13 protein-coding genes are annotated in these 15,722 nt (G+C 45.0%); 7 read left to right on the forward strand and 6 right to left on the reverse strand.

What is annotated here, in order from left to right; all coding sequences use genetic code 11:
- Window positions 1-60: 60 nt before the first annotated feature.
- On the reverse strand, window positions 61-183 hold the full coding sequence (locus tag ABDW33_RS23715) for a hypothetical protein (RefSeq protein WP_262512489.1): 123 nt from the start codon (window positions 181-183) through the stop codon (window positions 61-63).
- 240 nt (window positions 184-423) lie between these two features.
- On the opposite strand from ABDW33_RS23715, the gene ABDW33_RS23720 reads away from it, so the two are divergent.
- Window positions 424-630 carry a hypothetical protein gene (locus tag ABDW33_RS23720; protein ID WP_343692588.1) on the forward strand — a complete coding sequence of 69 codons (207 nt, stop codon included), beginning with the start codon at window positions 424-426 and terminating at the stop codon, window positions 628-630.
- 253 nt (window positions 631-883) lie between these two features.
- Here the strand turns inward: ABDW33_RS23720 and ABDW33_RS23725 are convergent, their stop codons facing one another.
- On the reverse strand, window positions 884-1,381 hold the full coding sequence (locus tag ABDW33_RS23725) for a hypothetical protein (RefSeq protein ID WP_343692589.1): 498 nt from the start codon (window positions 1,379-1,381) through the stop codon (window positions 884-886).
- A 277-nt stretch (window positions 1,382-1,658) separates the two neighbouring features.
- On the opposite strand from ABDW33_RS23725, the gene ABDW33_RS23730 reads away from it, so the two are divergent.
- On the forward strand, window positions 1,659-2,696 hold the full coding sequence (locus ABDW33_RS23730) for a rhodanese-related sulfurtransferase (protein ID WP_343692590.1): 1,038 nt from the start codon (window positions 1,659-1,661) through the stop codon (window positions 2,694-2,696).
- A 283-nt stretch (window positions 2,697-2,979) separates the two neighbouring features.
- Here ABDW33_RS23730 and ABDW33_RS23735 read toward each other — a convergent pair whose 3' ends face one another.
- The 4 genes from ABDW33_RS23735 to abc-f form a co-directional block, all read right to left on the reverse strand.
- Window positions 2,980-3,639 (reverse strand): hypothetical protein, encoded by a 660-nt coding sequence (locus ABDW33_RS23735; RefSeq protein WP_343692591.1) that lies wholly within the window; start codon window positions 3,637-3,639, stop codon window positions 2,980-2,982.
- A 207-nt stretch (window positions 3,640-3,846) separates the two neighbouring features.
- Complete coding sequence (locus ABDW33_RS23740; protein WP_343692592.1) at window positions 3,847-5,238, reverse strand: ATP-binding protein; 1,392 nt, start codon at window positions 5,236-5,238, stop codon at window positions 3,847-3,849.
- Window positions 5,239-5,320: 82 nt separating this feature from the next.
- Window positions 5,321-6,007 carry a response regulator transcription factor gene (locus tag ABDW33_RS23745; protein ID WP_083725443.1) on the reverse strand — a complete coding sequence of 229 codons (687 nt, stop codon included), beginning with the start codon at window positions 6,005-6,007 and terminating at the stop codon, window positions 5,321-5,323.
- A gap of 116 nt (window positions 6,008-6,123) precedes the next feature.
- Complete coding sequence (abc-f, locus tag ABDW33_RS23750) at window positions 6,124-8,061, reverse strand: ribosomal protection-like ABC-F family protein (RefSeq protein ID WP_343692593.1); 1,938 nt, start codon at window positions 8,059-8,061, stop codon at window positions 6,124-6,126.
- A 110-nt stretch (window positions 8,062-8,171) separates the two neighbouring features.
- On the opposite strand from abc-f, the gene ABDW33_RS23755 reads away from it, so the two are divergent.
- The 5 genes from ABDW33_RS23755 to ABDW33_RS23775 all read left to right on the forward strand — a co-directional run bounded on the left by ABDW33_RS23755 (window position 8,172) and on the right by ABDW33_RS23775 (window position 15,549).
- A complete protein-coding gene (locus tag ABDW33_RS23755; RefSeq protein ID WP_343692594.1) occupies window positions 8,172-8,741 on the forward strand; it encodes a hypothetical protein in 570 nt (189 codons plus the stop codon).
- Window positions 8,742-9,081: 340 nt separating this feature from the next.
- Entirely contained in the window at window positions 9,082-11,022 is a 1,941-nt protein-coding gene (thrS, locus tag ABDW33_RS23760) for a threonine--tRNA ligase (protein ID WP_343692595.1), read from the forward strand.
- 247 nt (window positions 11,023-11,269) lie between these two features.
- Window positions 11,270-11,962, forward strand: coding sequence for a translation initiation factor IF-3 (gene infC / locus ABDW33_RS23765; RefSeq protein WP_343692596.1), 693 nt, complete (start codon window positions 11,270-11,272; stop codon window positions 11,960-11,962).
- A gap of 178 nt (window positions 11,963-12,140) precedes the next feature.
- Complete coding sequence (locus tag ABDW33_RS23770) at window positions 12,141-12,539, forward strand: response regulator (protein WP_343692597.1); 399 nt, start codon at window positions 12,141-12,143, stop codon at window positions 12,537-12,539.
- A 13-nt stretch (window positions 12,540-12,552) separates the two neighbouring features.
- Entirely contained in the window at window positions 12,553-15,549 is a 2,997-nt protein-coding gene (locus ABDW33_RS23775) for an ATP-binding protein (RefSeq protein WP_343692598.1), read from the forward strand.
- Window positions 15,550-15,722: the final 173 nt, after the last annotated feature.

A 15,722-nucleotide genomic window follows, 5' to 3' on the forward strand; every position in this document is an offset into this window, starting at 1 on the left:
GATGGGCCCTGATAAAAACATAAAAGGGAAAGTCTGCCATTGACTTTCCCTCTTGCTTGCCTAATATCTTTCCTTTCTTGCTTTGTAGCTTTCTTTGGGATCACGATCATAAAAGTAAGCCAGTAGGCGGTATATCCACAATCCTACGATAAAGTAAAAGATGTAAAGAAAAACTGTACTCATAAATTCACATTTTTGGGTTAAACGCTGATTACTTGTCCGGTTCGTTTAAGTCAAAAAGGATGCCAAGTCTTAAAAATTATTTATATACAATAATAATCAGATAGTTACATGAGTTCAGATATGTCATCGGCAACCTGAACTTTTTGTATCCCTGGCATGTTATAATGTAGTATAATCTAAATTCAAGCCAGATTGAGCTGGATTTTTATAACATGTTTGTGTTAATTACAATATCCCCTTATGAAGAGAATTGCATTAATCGCGTTTATCCTGGGCGTAGTACTGGCTACGCTGGCTTACTTTGCCGAAATTTATGACTGGGTAGGTTTACAGGAGTATTTAACGGTCGGTTTTACAGGTTATGTATTGATTATCAGTGCTGCGGCGTATTATATGTCGTCTGTTTTGGTGGAGTGGTCAGCTGAGTCAACGAGTTGGGAGGCGTGAAGGTCAGCAGCGGGGTTTAGTCTCACCAGGGCAACGATGTTGTGTTGGAATGCCCAATGTGTGGGTATAAGGGGACGTTTGAAATTTTGTCAGCTGTAATAATTGTAGTCAATGGCCATCTTACCGGATGCAGCCGATTCAGGGCATTCAACGCCTGATAGCCCTTGCCGGTTACCCCCCGGATCATATTTTAAACATTAAATGCCCCTTTCTAATAATAAAAGGCAACTTTCCAGGTTGATGAATTACCTGATCAAAATCTGATATTCTCTTCCTTCACAAGGTTTTTCTGCTGATTGGAATAATAAGTAGCACCTATGATATTTACTGCGGGTGCGGAAAAGGACACAATACAAATTGTATTGGGATCGCTTTTACTGAAGTAAAAAGCATGGAAGAAGTCAAATGGTTCAGTCGGATTCATATAGATGCCCTTCAATTGCAGGGAAGAACGCGACTTTGGTAATTTTTCCACACATTTCTTTAAAGTACTATCGGCACTTACGTTTACGAAGGTTGTAATGGAGTCTTTCGGATTGTATTTGACCAACAGATCACCATTATCCTGCTCATTACAGGTAAATGCTCCTCTGGGCATCTTCCTCATATCTTCCCACCTGGCTGCGGGATTGTTTTGGTCCTTCGGGAAAAAAATAGAGATATAATCTGCTGAGACATTCAGTTTTGCATGACGCACTTTACAGGAAACCAAACAACAAATACCAATAACAGCAACCAGGAAATTTCTCATGAAAGTAAGTTTATTGACTGCCGGTAAAGATGCAACAAATGATTGACACCCAAAAAAACAAGAGTTTGCTACAACCGGCACACCAGATAGATGACGAGGGAGTATCTGATATTATATTTATCTTTGCAAAATCTGTGATTATGGGAAGCGTTAAAGCTAACACATCCGCATAATTTCAGACATAATTAGATAATAAGTTACGAAGTCCTTATCAGGTAAGGGATTCGTAGAAATTTTGCTCACAAGGCAAGTGTTCTTAAAATTTCTACTAACAACAATGGCACTACACAATCGCATTTCTGCAGCAGAACTAAAAGTGAAGCTGGCAGCAGAGACATTCCGTCGCGTTACCGTCTCGTTTTATCAGTACGCAAAAATCGAAGATCCACAGGCATTTCGTGATGACTTGTACCTCAAGCTGGATGAGCTGAAGGTATTTGGCCGTATTTACGTGGCTTCGGAGGGTATCAATGCCCAAATCAGCATTCCTGAGCATCACTTTGAGGAATTCAGGAATCGCCTGTATGGGTATCCTTTCCTCAATGGCATACGCCTGAACATCGCGGTAGACGACGATGGAAAATCCTTTTGGGTACTCAAAATCAAAGTACGGGAGAAGATCGTGGCAGATGGTATCAACGATCCTTCCTTTAGTATGGAGAATAAAGGTAAGTACCTGAAAGCGAAAGAATTCAACGACCTTACTGACGATCCTAATACCATTGTGGTAGATATGCGTAACCATTATGAATATGAAGTAGGGCATTTTGAGAACGCGATCGAGGTGCCTTCTGATACTTTCAGGGAGCAGTTACCAATGGCGGTGGATATGCTGAAAGACAACAAGGATGCGAATATCGTTATGTATTGTACGGGTGGTATTCGTTGTGAAAAGGCATCGGCTTATATGCTGCATCACGGTTTCAGGAACGTGTTTCACCTGGAGGGGGGAATTATTGAATATACCAATAAGGCAAAAGAGCAGGGATTACCGCTGAAGTTCAAAGGAAAGAACTTTGTGTTTGATGACAGGTTAGGAGAGCGGATCACAGATGAGATCATCAGTAATTGTCACCAGTGCGGAAAGCCTTGCGATACGCATACGAACTGCAAGAATGATGGCTGTCATTTGCTGTTTATACAGTGTGAAGAGTGTGCGGCAAAGTATGATGGATGTTGCAGTGCGGAATGTCAGGAGGTATATCACCTGGCGCCGGAAGTGCAGCAGGAAATGAGGAAGGGAACGGATAAGGGCGTGATGGTGTTTAATAAGGCGAAAGAGAGAATACGGCCGAGGATAAACGAAAATAAATAAGCATAAAAAATAGCTTCTACCATTGGCAGAAGCTATTTTTTTGTGCATGTTGTTGCGCCACAATGTAGAACACATAACAGTCTGGCTCCACGATACGATCACTCTCCACACATGCTTGCTGCTATTCTAAAGGATATGAGTTACTAAAAAAGAAAAACCGCCCCGCGTTGTTTCTTCTGCGGCGGGGCGGAGTAATTGAGCATGAAAACAGTTCAGACAAATTTAACATCTGAAAGAGCTGCGTTTGCATGTCCATTCTATCAACCTATATGCGAACTAAAACTTAATTCTCACTTAATGCATCATATATCAGCTGCTGGTGATCCGAAATCACATTCTCTCCTGCGTCCAATCCTTTACTGATATATGTAACCTCCCCTGAAGTTGTATACGTTTCTACTTCTCTCAGCTGGATATTATACTTGTCCTTAAACACCAGTACGTAATTCCTGCTATGATCTACAATCACCGCATTCTCCGGCACTGCTACCATATCATCACCTTCGGCATAATGTAAAATGATTTTAGTGAACATCTCTGGCTTCAGCAGTTTGTTCATATCATCCAGCTTAATACTCAACTGTATGGCATTAGCGGCTGAATCAACGGCATCTACAGTTCCATAAAAGATCTTGTCGGGTAATGCAGCGGTAATGATCTCAGCTTTATAGCCTTCCTTCACGTCGTCTATATGCCCGGAAGCATAATCTACAAGGATTTCTACGTCTTTCTTCTTATTCACCTTACCAGCTACTTTTCCGGAAAAATGTAATTCCATTTGAACCGGTTCGATACTGGCCGTATCTATCCGAATCGTCTTCAGCATGGTATCACTCAGCACAAATGTCTTTTTAGTGACCCCGCCTTCCAGCTGCGGATGTTTGCAGCCCCCCAGGAAAAATCCTGAAGTAAGTAACAGGGAGAAAAGAAAATTGCACTTCATGTCGTTCTGTAGAATAATAGCAAAATTCCCAATTCCTACTTAAAGAAGGCTTTAAAGGCAATTAAAAACTCATTAAAATACAGGGAAGTGTGAATAAAAAGAGGGGGAAAAGCCGTGCTTATGGGTTAGAATACAGGCCTGGCAAAGGTCTGGGTGTATGAAGGGGCGATCGGATTCACAGGAGTACCGGTTACAAAAGAAAACTACCTACGCATGTGGCAATATCACTGTAAACACAGTGCCCTTGCCTGGTGTAGAGGAGGCAGAAATATGCCCTTTATGCAACTGTACAATCTTCTTACAGATAGACAATCCCAGGCCATGGCCGCGTGTAGCGTGTGCATTTGCGCCCCGGTAAAAGGGTTCAAACACTTTATTAATTTCTTCCTGCGCTATTCCGATCCCATTATCTCTCACCTGGATCTGTATATTATGGGTAAAGAAATCGATTGTAACCCTTGCGGTATTATCTGTAGAAAATTTAAATGCGTTGTCCAGCAGGTTCAGGAATAAAACTTTCAGCAGGCTTTCATTTCCCTGTACGACCAGTTCTGTATCCTGCTCCGGTACTTTCAGGAAGCTGATATCCACTTTCGGGCCTTTCTGCGGTTCGCCTGCGATGGGGATGTGTTTTAATTTCACCAGGTTCCCCATTTCGAGCAACAGCTCATCCATACGAACTTCGCTGAATATAAACTTTTGCTGGTTCAGTTCACTCTGCGCCAGCTGTAGCAGGCCATTACTCAGGTCAGAAAGATTCTCCGCATCTTCCAGCACAGATGATAAGATATCTGCATATACTTCTTTGGTTCTCTCTTTTGAAAGCGCTACCTGCAGCTGACTGATGATGGAGGCCAGGGGGGTTCTCAGCTCATGGCTGGCATTGTTTACAAAACTCTTTTGCAGATCGAATGCATCGCTCAGGCGCTGCAGCATAGTATTGAAGTTCGCACCCAGCTGGGCAATTTCGTCCTTCCCTTTGGCGTCCACGCTAATGCCCTGCAGGTTATTGGCGTTGATGGTCTTCACCTGTTTCACCAGCTTATCAATCGGCTGTACCATTTTGCGGGCAAAGAAATAACCGATGATCACTAACAGGATCACCGCTACGACAATTTCGATGATCAGGATCCGCTTCAGGTTCTGCAGGTTCTGATACCCGTATTTATCAAAGCTGGATACAAGTACAATAACGGATACATCGCCTTCTGTGTAATACACACCGACCAGTTCTCCGTTATCACGACCATGGCTATATTCTCCATTCTTTTTAATGTAGTCGAGCAGCTGCCGTGAAGTACGGATGGCCGTATCCTTCATATTGGAATACAGCAGATCATAGTTCAGATTATATACGAGAATGCTTTCCTGATAAAGATCCTGGAAGGTGGTTTTATCCAGTTTGCGTAGCAGGTCTACCTTCACGGTATTATCTTCAATGATCACATTGGCAATGGAACGGGCACGGTATTCAAGGCGGTCGAGGTATTCGGCCTGCCTGGACTGAGAGGAAAAATAATAAGCGAGAATAGCAAAGGTGTTCAGCAATATGATGGCTGAAATAGAGTAGGAGAGTGCTATTTTATATTTGATCTTCACTTATTCTTCCGTGCAATAGAATCGATACAGGATTAAGAAAGTTGACAGACAGACTTTATTTTATGTAACGGTTTTTTACAACCTATTCTTCCGCCAGGTAGTAGCCCATGCCTGTCTTTGTATGCAGCAGTTTATTCTCAAAATCCTTATCAATCTTCTTACGCAGAAAATTCATATACACCTCGATTACATTGGTACCTGTATCGAAATCAATATCCCATACCTTTTCTGCAATCACCAGTTTAGAGATCACTTTTCCCTTGTGCAGGGCCAGGAACTCCAGCAGCTGGTATTCTTTTGCCGTCAGCGGAATCTTCTTTCCACTCCGGGTCACTTCTTTTTTCTCCCTGTCTATTTCCAGGTCGGCAATAACGATCTTATATTGAGAGTTCTGCTGTACTTCGCTGCCGGCTCTTTTCAGGAATACGCGGATACGTGCCAGCAGTTCCCTGAAATCGAAAGGTTTTACCAGATAATCGTCGGCCCCCAGTTCGAAGGCCTGCATTTTGTCTTCCATACCTCCGAGAGCCGTCAGCATAATAATGGGGATCCGGTTATTGCGGCGACGGATCACTTCACACACTTCATAACCATTACTGTGGGGCAGGTTGAGATCCAGGATCACGAGGTCATAATTGTTAGACGCGCCCAGGCTCTTACCCATACGGCCGTCGTAGGCAACATCTACCTCAAAGCCATTTTCCTCCAATCCCTTTTTAACGGCATTGGCTACCTTTATTTCGTCTTCGACTACGAGTATTCGCTGCATAAGCTGATTTATGGATGATGCTTGCCTTTCCTGTTTTATAAATTACTCACGAAAAACTGAGAAAGAACAGGTACCATCGTACCTGTTCTACAAATTATATTATTGAACCGGATGGATTAACCCTCCAGTTCCATCAGTTTTTCAAATGCTTTTTCGTATTCTTCAGTGGCACTTTTCAGCTCTTTGCTTAACTGTGCATATGCTGATTCCACCTTCTGGAAACGGGCTTTATCAGCATAAACGTCCGGATTGTTCATTTCAGTTTCCAGGTCTGCCTTTTTCGCATTCAACTTTGCCAGCTGTTCTTCGAGTTGCTGGAATTGCTTCTGCTGTTTCTGCAGTTCCTTCTTTTTATCCTTATCTATCGGCGCTTTCGGCTCCTGTTGTTTTACCACTGGTGCTACCGCTTCCTTTTTCTGTCCTTTTTCAGCAGCAGCCTGTTGTTTCGCTACCTCTGCCTGGCGTCTTTTATGTTCTTCCCACTCAGCGTAGGTACCTCTGAATTCCTTGATTTCACCATCCACAATCTCCCAGATCTTGTTGGCCGTCTGGCTCACAAAATAACGGTCATGGGATACGAGTACATAGGTACCATCATACTTGGACAGTGCATCAATCAACATCTGTACGGAGTTCATATCCAGGTGGTTCGTCGGCTCATCGAGCAGCAGGAAGTTCGCCTGGCTGATGATGGTTTTCGCCAGTGCCACGCGTGCCTTTTCACCTCCTGAGAGGATGCGGATCTTCTTGTATACGTCATCGCCGGTGAAGAGGAAGCAACCAAGAAGGGAGCGGAGTTCTACTTCAGTGCGGCCGCTACCGCAGCTTTTCAGTTCGTCGAGAATTTCGCTGTCCAGGTGCAGGCTTTCCAGCTGGTGCTGTGCGTAGAAGCTATCTACCACGTTGTGACCGGGGATGCGTTCCCCTTCCATTTCTTCGGTACCGGCTATTACACGGAGCAGGGTAGATTTACCTTTACCGTTCGCACCGATCAGGGCAATCTTGTCACCCCGGTTGATGATAGCGCTGGCATTATTGAGGATGGTGAGGTTACCATATTTCTTGGTCACTTCTTCCAGGGTACAGATGATCTTCCCCGGGGTTTTATCGATGGTGAAGTTGATACGGATTTTGGATGGACCGCCGTCTACCTGTTCCACTCTTTCCAGTCTGTCCAGCCTTTTCATAGCACTCTGTGCCTGGGCGGCTTTAGAGGCTTTCGCTTTGAATCGCTCGATAAAGCGTTCCTGCTGGCGGATGTATTCCTGCTGGTTCTCGTAAGAACGTTGCTGCATTTCGCGGCGCATTTCCTTTTCTACTTCGTAGTCTTCATAGTTGCCGGAATAGTGGTGCAGTTGCTGCTGGTACAGCTCCACGATCTTGTTGACCATTCTGTCGAGGAAGAAACGGTCATGCGATACGATGATCACGGCGCCATTATAGCTTTGCAGGTATTTTTCCAGCCATTCGATAGAAGGGAGGTCAAGGTGGTTCGTCGGCTCATCGAGCATGAGTACGTCCGGTTGCTGGAGGATCAGTTTTGCGAGGAGTACGCGCATACGCCAACCTCCGGAGAACTGGTTGTAGGGTCTTTCCAGGTCGGCTGTGCTGAACCCGAGCCCCTCCAGTACCTGTTCGGTACGGTGTTTCATTTCGTAACCACCGAGGGTTTCGAAGAGGTGCAATTTATCACTGAATTCGATGAGGAGTTCTTCTGACTGGTTTTCTTCCAGTTCTTTAGTAAGGCGCTCGATATCTTTTTCCAATTTAATGGCTTCGGCAAAAGCGGTCATACCTACCTTGAGGATGGATTCGTCGGATTCAAAGCTCAGGAGATCCTGGTTGAAGAAACCCAGGGACAGGTTCTTCGCTTTGTTTACGCTACCCTTTGAAACGGAATACTCACCGTTAATAACACGTAAAATGGTGGATTTCCCGGTTCCATTCATCCCGATCAATCCTACACGGTCGCCGGGTACAATATGCCACGAGGCATTTTCTACAATGGCCCTTGCGCCAAACTCAAACGTAATGTCCTGAAGTGCTATTAGCATTGCCTAGTTTAATTGAAAGGGGCAAAGTTAGTGCTTTTTAATGATCCTTTATGCCGGACGCAGGCAAAAGCAATGGTTTCCTTATCTTTGTAAAAATAGACATATAATATATGAGGTTCATAGCAGCGGGGTTATTACTGATTAGCATAGCCGCCTGTCAATCATCCGGCAAGCAGGCAAATGAGGAAAAAGTAGATACGACTGTATTACAGGCACCCTATGCCACTGTATTCTATGATTCATTATCGTTAGCCCTGGAAAGTTATTATTCCCTGACGGAGGGGATGACCGAGGCTAATCTTACGTATATAGACCGGTATAGTACCGAGTTGAAACAGCACCTGGATAGTTTGCCCCTGCATGCATTGCAGATGGATTCCGGCAGATTGGGGAACGTGAGCAACCAGGTAAGCAGTATGAGTGCAGAACTGAGTGGCCTGGTGGGAGAGAAGGGGATTGAGGAGAAGCGTGCTGCATTTGACATGGTTTCAGGGTTGCTGTTCGACCTGGTAAAGATCACCGGGGTAAAAGGCAGAACGATCTACCGGCAGTATTGCCCAATGGCGCTAAAGGATGCCGGGGGATACTGGTTGAGTAATTCCAGTAAGAAGATCAATCCGTATTTCGGGAATGATATGCTGGGATGTGTGGAGGTGACGGATAGTCTGAAGTTTAACTAGGGGTATTGGGACGGGAGTTTTGGAAAGGTGTACACCTGGCAGATTGCCGCTTGTTTAATTCGGGTATTTATTTAAGACGGATATTCACTTAGTAAACAAAATGACCCCCTTGTTCTAAAGAGAAGTATGAATGCAGTTTCCACCACTACCTTCGTCCCTGTTAATCCAGGGAATGGGTTTGATTAAAATCAAACTGATTCACTACCATCTTTTAACAGATGTAGAAAAACCCATCAATTTTCTTAACTTCGCAAGCCCAAACGCGGTATATCAAACAGATATGCTCACTTTGGCAAATAAAAACGCAAAACTAATAGCTGAAGATTAACAGCTCAATCGTATGATCAACATTACATTACCGGATGGCGCAGTTCGTCAGTATGAAGCAGGAGTAACTGCAATGGACATTGCCAAATCCATCAGTGAGGGATTGGCACGCAAAGTATTAGCCGCTAAAGTGAACGGGCAGGTGGTAGACGCCTCCCGCCCCATAACGACGGACAGTACGCTGCAATTACTGACCTGGTCTGATGTAGAAGGTAAATCAACCATGTGGCATTCTTCCGCCCACCTGATGGCTGAAGCGCTGGAATCAATCTATCCGGGCGTAAAGTTCGGTTATGGCCCTGCCATTGAAGGCGGTTTTTATTACGATATTGACCTGGGTGGCCGTACTATTTCCGACGAAGATCTGCGTAAAGTGGAAGCTAAGATGGTTGAACTGGCAAAGGCCAACAACGCCTACGATCGTAAGGAAGTGAGCAAAGTAGAAGCATTGGAATACTTCACCAAAAAAGGTGATGAATATAAAATAGAGACTATCAATGAGCTGGAGGACGGTAAAATTACTTTCTATACACAAGGTAATTTCACTGACCTGTGCCGTGGCCCACACATCCCAAGTACCGGTTTTATCAAGGCGATCAGGCTGACAAACATCGCCGGTGCCTATTGGAGAGGGAATGAAAAGAACAAGATGCTGACCCGCATCTATGGTGTTACTTTCCCTAACCAGAAAGAACTGGATGAACACCTGTTCCTGCTGGAAGAAGCTAAGAAACGTGACCACCGTAAGCTGGGTAAAGAGCTGGAACTCTTTACATTCTCTGAAAAAGTGGGTTTAGGATTGCCGCTGTGGCTGCCTAAAGGTGCCATGCTCCGCGAAAGACTGCAGGCATTCCTGCAGAAAGCGCAGCTGGATCTCGGTTACCTGCCGGTGGTAACTCCTCATATCGGGAACGTGAACCTGTACAAGACTTCCGGCCACTATGAGAAATATGGTAAAGACAGTTTCCAGACCATCCACACACCAGAGGAAGGCGAGGAATTCATGCTGAAACCCATGAACTGTCCACACCACTGTGAAATTTACAAGGCCAGCCCGAAGAGCTATAAAGACCTGCCGGTTCGCTTTGCGGAATTCGGTACCGTATATCGCTACGAGCAGCATGGTGAACTCCATGGTCTGACCCGTGTACGTGGTTTTACCCAGGATGACGCGCACCTTTTCTGCCGCCCCGACCAGGTGAAAGAAGAGTTTATGAAAGTGATCGACCTGGTACTGTATGTATTTAACAGCCTGAGCTTTACTGAATATACTGCCCAGATCTCCCTGCGTCACCAGACTGACAGAGATAAGTACATTGGTACAGAAGAAAACTGGAACCTGGCAGAGCAGGCGATCATTGAAGCAGCGACTGAAAAAGGACTGAACACTGTAACAGAATACGACGAAGCAGCGTTCTATGGTCCTAAGCTCGACTTCATGGTCAAAGATGCCCTGGGCCGTAAATGGCAGCTGGGTACCATCCAGGTGGATTACAACCTGCCTGAGCGCTTTGACCTGGAATACATCGGTGCTGATAACCAACGTCATCGCCCGGTAATGATCCACCGTGCACCTTTCGGTTCACTGGAAAGATTCATTGCCGTACTGATCGAACACTGCGGGGGTAAATTCCCATTGTGGCTGACACCTACCCAGGTGAAAATTCTGCCAATTAGTGACAAGAGCCAGGCATATGCAGAAAAAGTGGCAGAATTGTTAAAAAAAGCGGAAATTAGAGCAGAAATTGACGACCGGGCTGAAAAGATCGGTAAAAAGATCCGGGAAACCGAGCTCGCCAAAGTTCCTTATATGCTGGTACTGGGTGAAAAAGAAGCCGCTGAAGACAAGGTAGCAGTGCGCAGACAAGCCAAGGGAGACCTTGGAGCCATGGAGCTCGAACAGTTTATCACACTGGTAAAGGATGAAGTAACGAACAGAAGTTCTTTTGAATAAAACACCCGTTTTACAAAGTTCCTGTATCAACCCTCAAAAATTGGGGTTGATACTTTAAAATTATAGAAATATATTTTTAACTAATTGAACTTTTGTATTTTCGGGTACGTTAATTGCTTAAGAGTCTATTAAAAATTAAGGTCGGTTCATAGCTAATATCAATTATTTAAAGCAAAACAATCGGTAGCTGTGCCGGCTCTGCTAAAAACACATAGACAATTATTAATTTGAAATTTTATTTTTTTTAATGCAGCAAGGACCCAGACCAAATTTTAACAGGGGCGGAAGAAACCCCAATTTTCGTAGAGAACAACAGCAAGAGCACCGCACAAACAGAATGATCCGCGTTCCTGAAGTGCGTTTAGTGGGAGAGAACATTGAAGTAGGCGTATACCGCACAGACGAAGCGCTGCGCATGGCCGAAGAACAGGGACTGGACCTGGTTGAAATATCTCCGAATGCCGCTCCACCTGTCTGCCGCATCATTGACTATAATAAATTCCTTTACGAGAAGAAGAAGAAGGAAAAGGAAATGAAGGCGAACGCGCACAAAAGCGAAGTGAAGGAAATTCGCTTTACGCCTAATACCGATGACCATGACTTCGACTTCAAAGCCAAACATGCGGAGAAATTCCTCAAAGACGGTAATAAAGTAAAAACATACGTTCAGTTTAAAGGTCGTGCTATCATGTTCAAGGAACGTGGTGAACTGATCCTGCTGAAATTTGCAGAAAGACTGGCAGAAGTAGGTGCACTGGAAGGTATGCCTACAATGGAAGGTAAGCGTATGATCGCTATCTTCGCGCCTAAATCTGCGAAGAAGAAACCAGGTGGTCCTAAAGAAAGTAAAGAAGATCGTCCTGCAAGAGAGGATCGTCCGCAACAACCAAGGGAACCACGTCCTGCAGCAGCACCAGCACCTGAAAACAAACCAGAATAATTACCTGGTTTTACTTTATAAATAATAAAAGCCCGGAACCACTAGTTCCGGGCTTTTATTATTACTATAGGAACTACAAAAAATCTTCCTGCAATTGTATGCGATGTTTTCATTTAGGTATCACTTTTGATATGTGCTACTTCTAAAAAACTGTATATTGGGTAACCTAAGACACAATATGGAGGATAAGATCATCTGCTTCCTGATAGACGATGATGACGATGACCAGGAAATCTTCTCCCTGGCATTGAGCAACATCGATGAGAACATTGACTGCATTACCGCCAATGATGGCATTGACGCTTTGACCAAATTGAATAAAGAGGAGCTGTTTACACCAAACTTCATCTTCCTTGATCTGAACATGGTTCGCATGAACGGGCGGGAATGCCTGTCGGCTATTCGCAAAATCCCACGCCTGGATCACATACCCGTCATTATCTACTCCACTTCATCTGAACAAAATGATATTACGGAAACAAAAAACCTCGGTGCAGCCGATTATATAGTTAAACCACCCAGTATGGCCCTGTTGGAGAAAAGATTGGAGCAAGTTTTGAGAGGGTATCATACCTGATTTCAGCATTTATATGGAACTGACAAATACTGTAGTCCCGGAATTCCTCACCGGCGGTGGGGAAATGGGGGCGCTGATCCGCTCTCATAACTGGGCATCTACCCCATTAGGCCATTTTGAATCATGGCCACAAAGTTTGAAGACCTGTGTTCGAATCATCCTTACTTCCAGCCAGCCGATGTTTGTTTGGTGGGGACCCGAACTAATCAACCTTTATAATGATCCTTACAGATCCATCCTGGGTGGAAAACATCCGGACGTATTGGGTATGCCCGCCGCGGAAGTCTGGAAAGAAATCTGGGATTCCGTAGGTCCGCGCGCAAATACCTGTATGGAGAAAAATATCGGTACCTACGACGAAGCGCTCCTGCTGATTATGGAACGCAACGGCTATCCTGAAGAGACTTACTACACATTCTCATACAGTCCCATTCCCGGTGACTATGGCGGTACTAAAGGGATTATTTGCGCTAATACGGACGATACCCTCCGCATTACCGGTGAAAGACAACTCCGTACTTTAAGAGACCTGGGCAAGTCCGTTTCGGATATGACCTCGGATGTAGCCGTTTTTGAACATACTATCAAGGTGCTCAAACAGAATCCGCATGACTTTCCATTTGCCTGTATTTACCAGCTGAATAATGAAAACGGCATTGCCACACAGGTAGGTGCTACTGATCAGGATGTACTTCCAACAGACCTGCATATAGATTCGGATATTGCCGACTACTGGAAATTGCCTGAAGCAATCAGTTATAATAAATCGCTGGTTATCAGCAACGTGATAGATGGCTTTGGCAATTTACCTTCAGGTGCATGGGGCCGCTCGCCAGACAATGCGCTGGTGATTCCCATCAACGCGCGACAGTCTGCCGTGACTGCTTTACTGATCGTCGGTCTCAATCCGCATCGCCAGCTTGACGAAAAATACAGTGGCTTTTTCCAGCTTGTCGCCGACCAGATGGCGAGCAGTCTTGCGAATGTGTATGCCTACGAAGAAGCCCGTAAAAGAGCTGAAGCCCTCATCGAAATTGACCGGGCTAAAACGGCGTTCTTTAATAACATCAGTCATGAATTCCGGACTCCCCTCACATTGATGCTGGGACCCCTGGAAGAATTGCTGGCAGGAGATACTTCGCTGTTTTCACAAAAACAACTGGCTGACCTGCAAACGACGCAGCGGAATGCTAACCGCCTTTTGAAGCTGGTAAACACGCTGCTGGACTTTAGCCGTATTGAGGCTAAAAAAGTACAGGCACAATACTTCCCCGTGGATCTTGCGAATGTGACCAGCGACCTGGCAGGTAGTTTTCGCTCCGCTGTGGAACATGCTGGTATGCAGCTGGTGGTAGATTGCCAGCCGCTGGCAGAAACTGCCTATATTGACCGGGATATGTGGGAAAAGATCGTTCTCAACCTGCTTTCCAACGCCTTTAAATACACGCTGGAGGGTAGTATTACGGTTTCTCTTTACCAGGAGGATACACATGCTATTCTGCAGGTAAAAGATACGGGTATAGGTATTCCTGCTGAAGAACTGCCACACATGTTTGAACGTTTTCACAGGGTGAAACAAAGTGGTGGTCGTTCCTTTGAAGGAACGGGAATCGGGCTCTCGCTAGTAAAAGAACTGGTGCTGTTGCATGAAGGAGATATCTCTGTGGAGAGTACACCAGGGGTAGGTAGTATCTTTACTGTCCGCATTCCATTAGGCACAGATCACCTGCCGGCAGATCAGGTTTCGCTGGAAGAAAATAATGATTACCACTCGCTGTTGCCCGAAACCTATGCCCAGGAAGCTGCTCACCAGGCAGACATACAACCGGTTCAGAATGAACTGGTTGCTGATAGCGATAAACCGCTGGTACTCATCGTAGATGATAACGCAGATATGCGGGATTACCTTCAGCGGTTGCTGCAGCATTATTATATAGTAGATACCGCTGCCAATGGTAAACTGGCCCTGGAGCGCATCCGTCACCAGCTGCCGGAACTCGTCATCAGCGATGTGATGATGCCTGAAATGGATGGTGTAGCCCTGCTGCATCACCTTAAATCCGACGCACAAACGGCCGGTATTCCTATTATCCTGCTTTCTGCGAGAGCAGGTGAGGAAGCGAAGATTGCCGGTTACGACATCGGAGCGGATGACTACCTGGTGAAACCATTTTCTGCTAAAGAATTGTTAGCCAGGGTCCGTGCACAGATCCGGATCACCCGGCTGCACAACCATGCTGTGGAAATATTGCAGCAAAGTGCCCAGGATCTGGAACAGAAAGTCGATGAGCGTACAGCCGAATTGTTGAGAAAAAACAATGAGCTGGAACAATTTGCTTATATCGCCAGTCATGACCTACAGGAACCCCTGCGGAAAATCAGGACCTTCTCAGAACTATTGCAAAATAGCATGCAGGGCAACGGTACACAGGTCAATCATTATTTCGAGAAGATCCAGTCTTCTGCTGCCCGTATGACTGCCCTGATCAAGGATGTATTGGAATATTCACGTTTGTCTGATCCGGATGCACGTTTTGTGGATACGGACCTGCAGGCGATCCTGAAAAATACCCTGACGGATTTTGAATTACTGATTGAACAAAAAGGTGCATTGATTCAATGTGATGCCTTACCGGTTGTAAAAGGAATTCCTTTACAACTGCAGCAATTGTTTACGAACCTGATTGGCAACTCACTGAAGTTTTCTGATAAAGATCCGCTGATAAAAATAAGTGTAGCCGCAGTAAGTGAAGAAGATGTTCCGGGAGAATTGTCGAAAGAACAGGAGTATATCAAACTGACGTTCCAGGATAATGGCATCGGGTTCGAACAGCAGTTCTCAGATCGTATCTTTACTATCTTTCAGCGACTGAATGATAAGAAGACTTATGCCGGTACAGGTATTGGGCTGGCACTCTGTAAAAAGATCGTAGAGAACCATCATGGGCTGATCCAGGCAGAAGGGGAACTGCAGAAAGGGGCGACGTTTACTGTCTATCTGCCCAAATGATGTCTGATCTGAAAGATCCAACGGGAATGAATACTGTTAAATAAAAAGAAGAGGGTGTCTCATAAATAAATGAGGCACCCTCTTTTATTTGTATAAAAAAATGTATTGTTAATCAATATTTTATTAACTCTTCCTATATTTAAATATGGCAAGAGGTAAAACTTTATCCGTAG

The sequence above is a fragment of the Chitinophaga sp. genome, assembly GCF_039596155.1.
Classification (GTDB): Bacteria; Bacteroidota; Bacteroidia; order Chitinophagales; family Chitinophagaceae; genus Chitinophaga.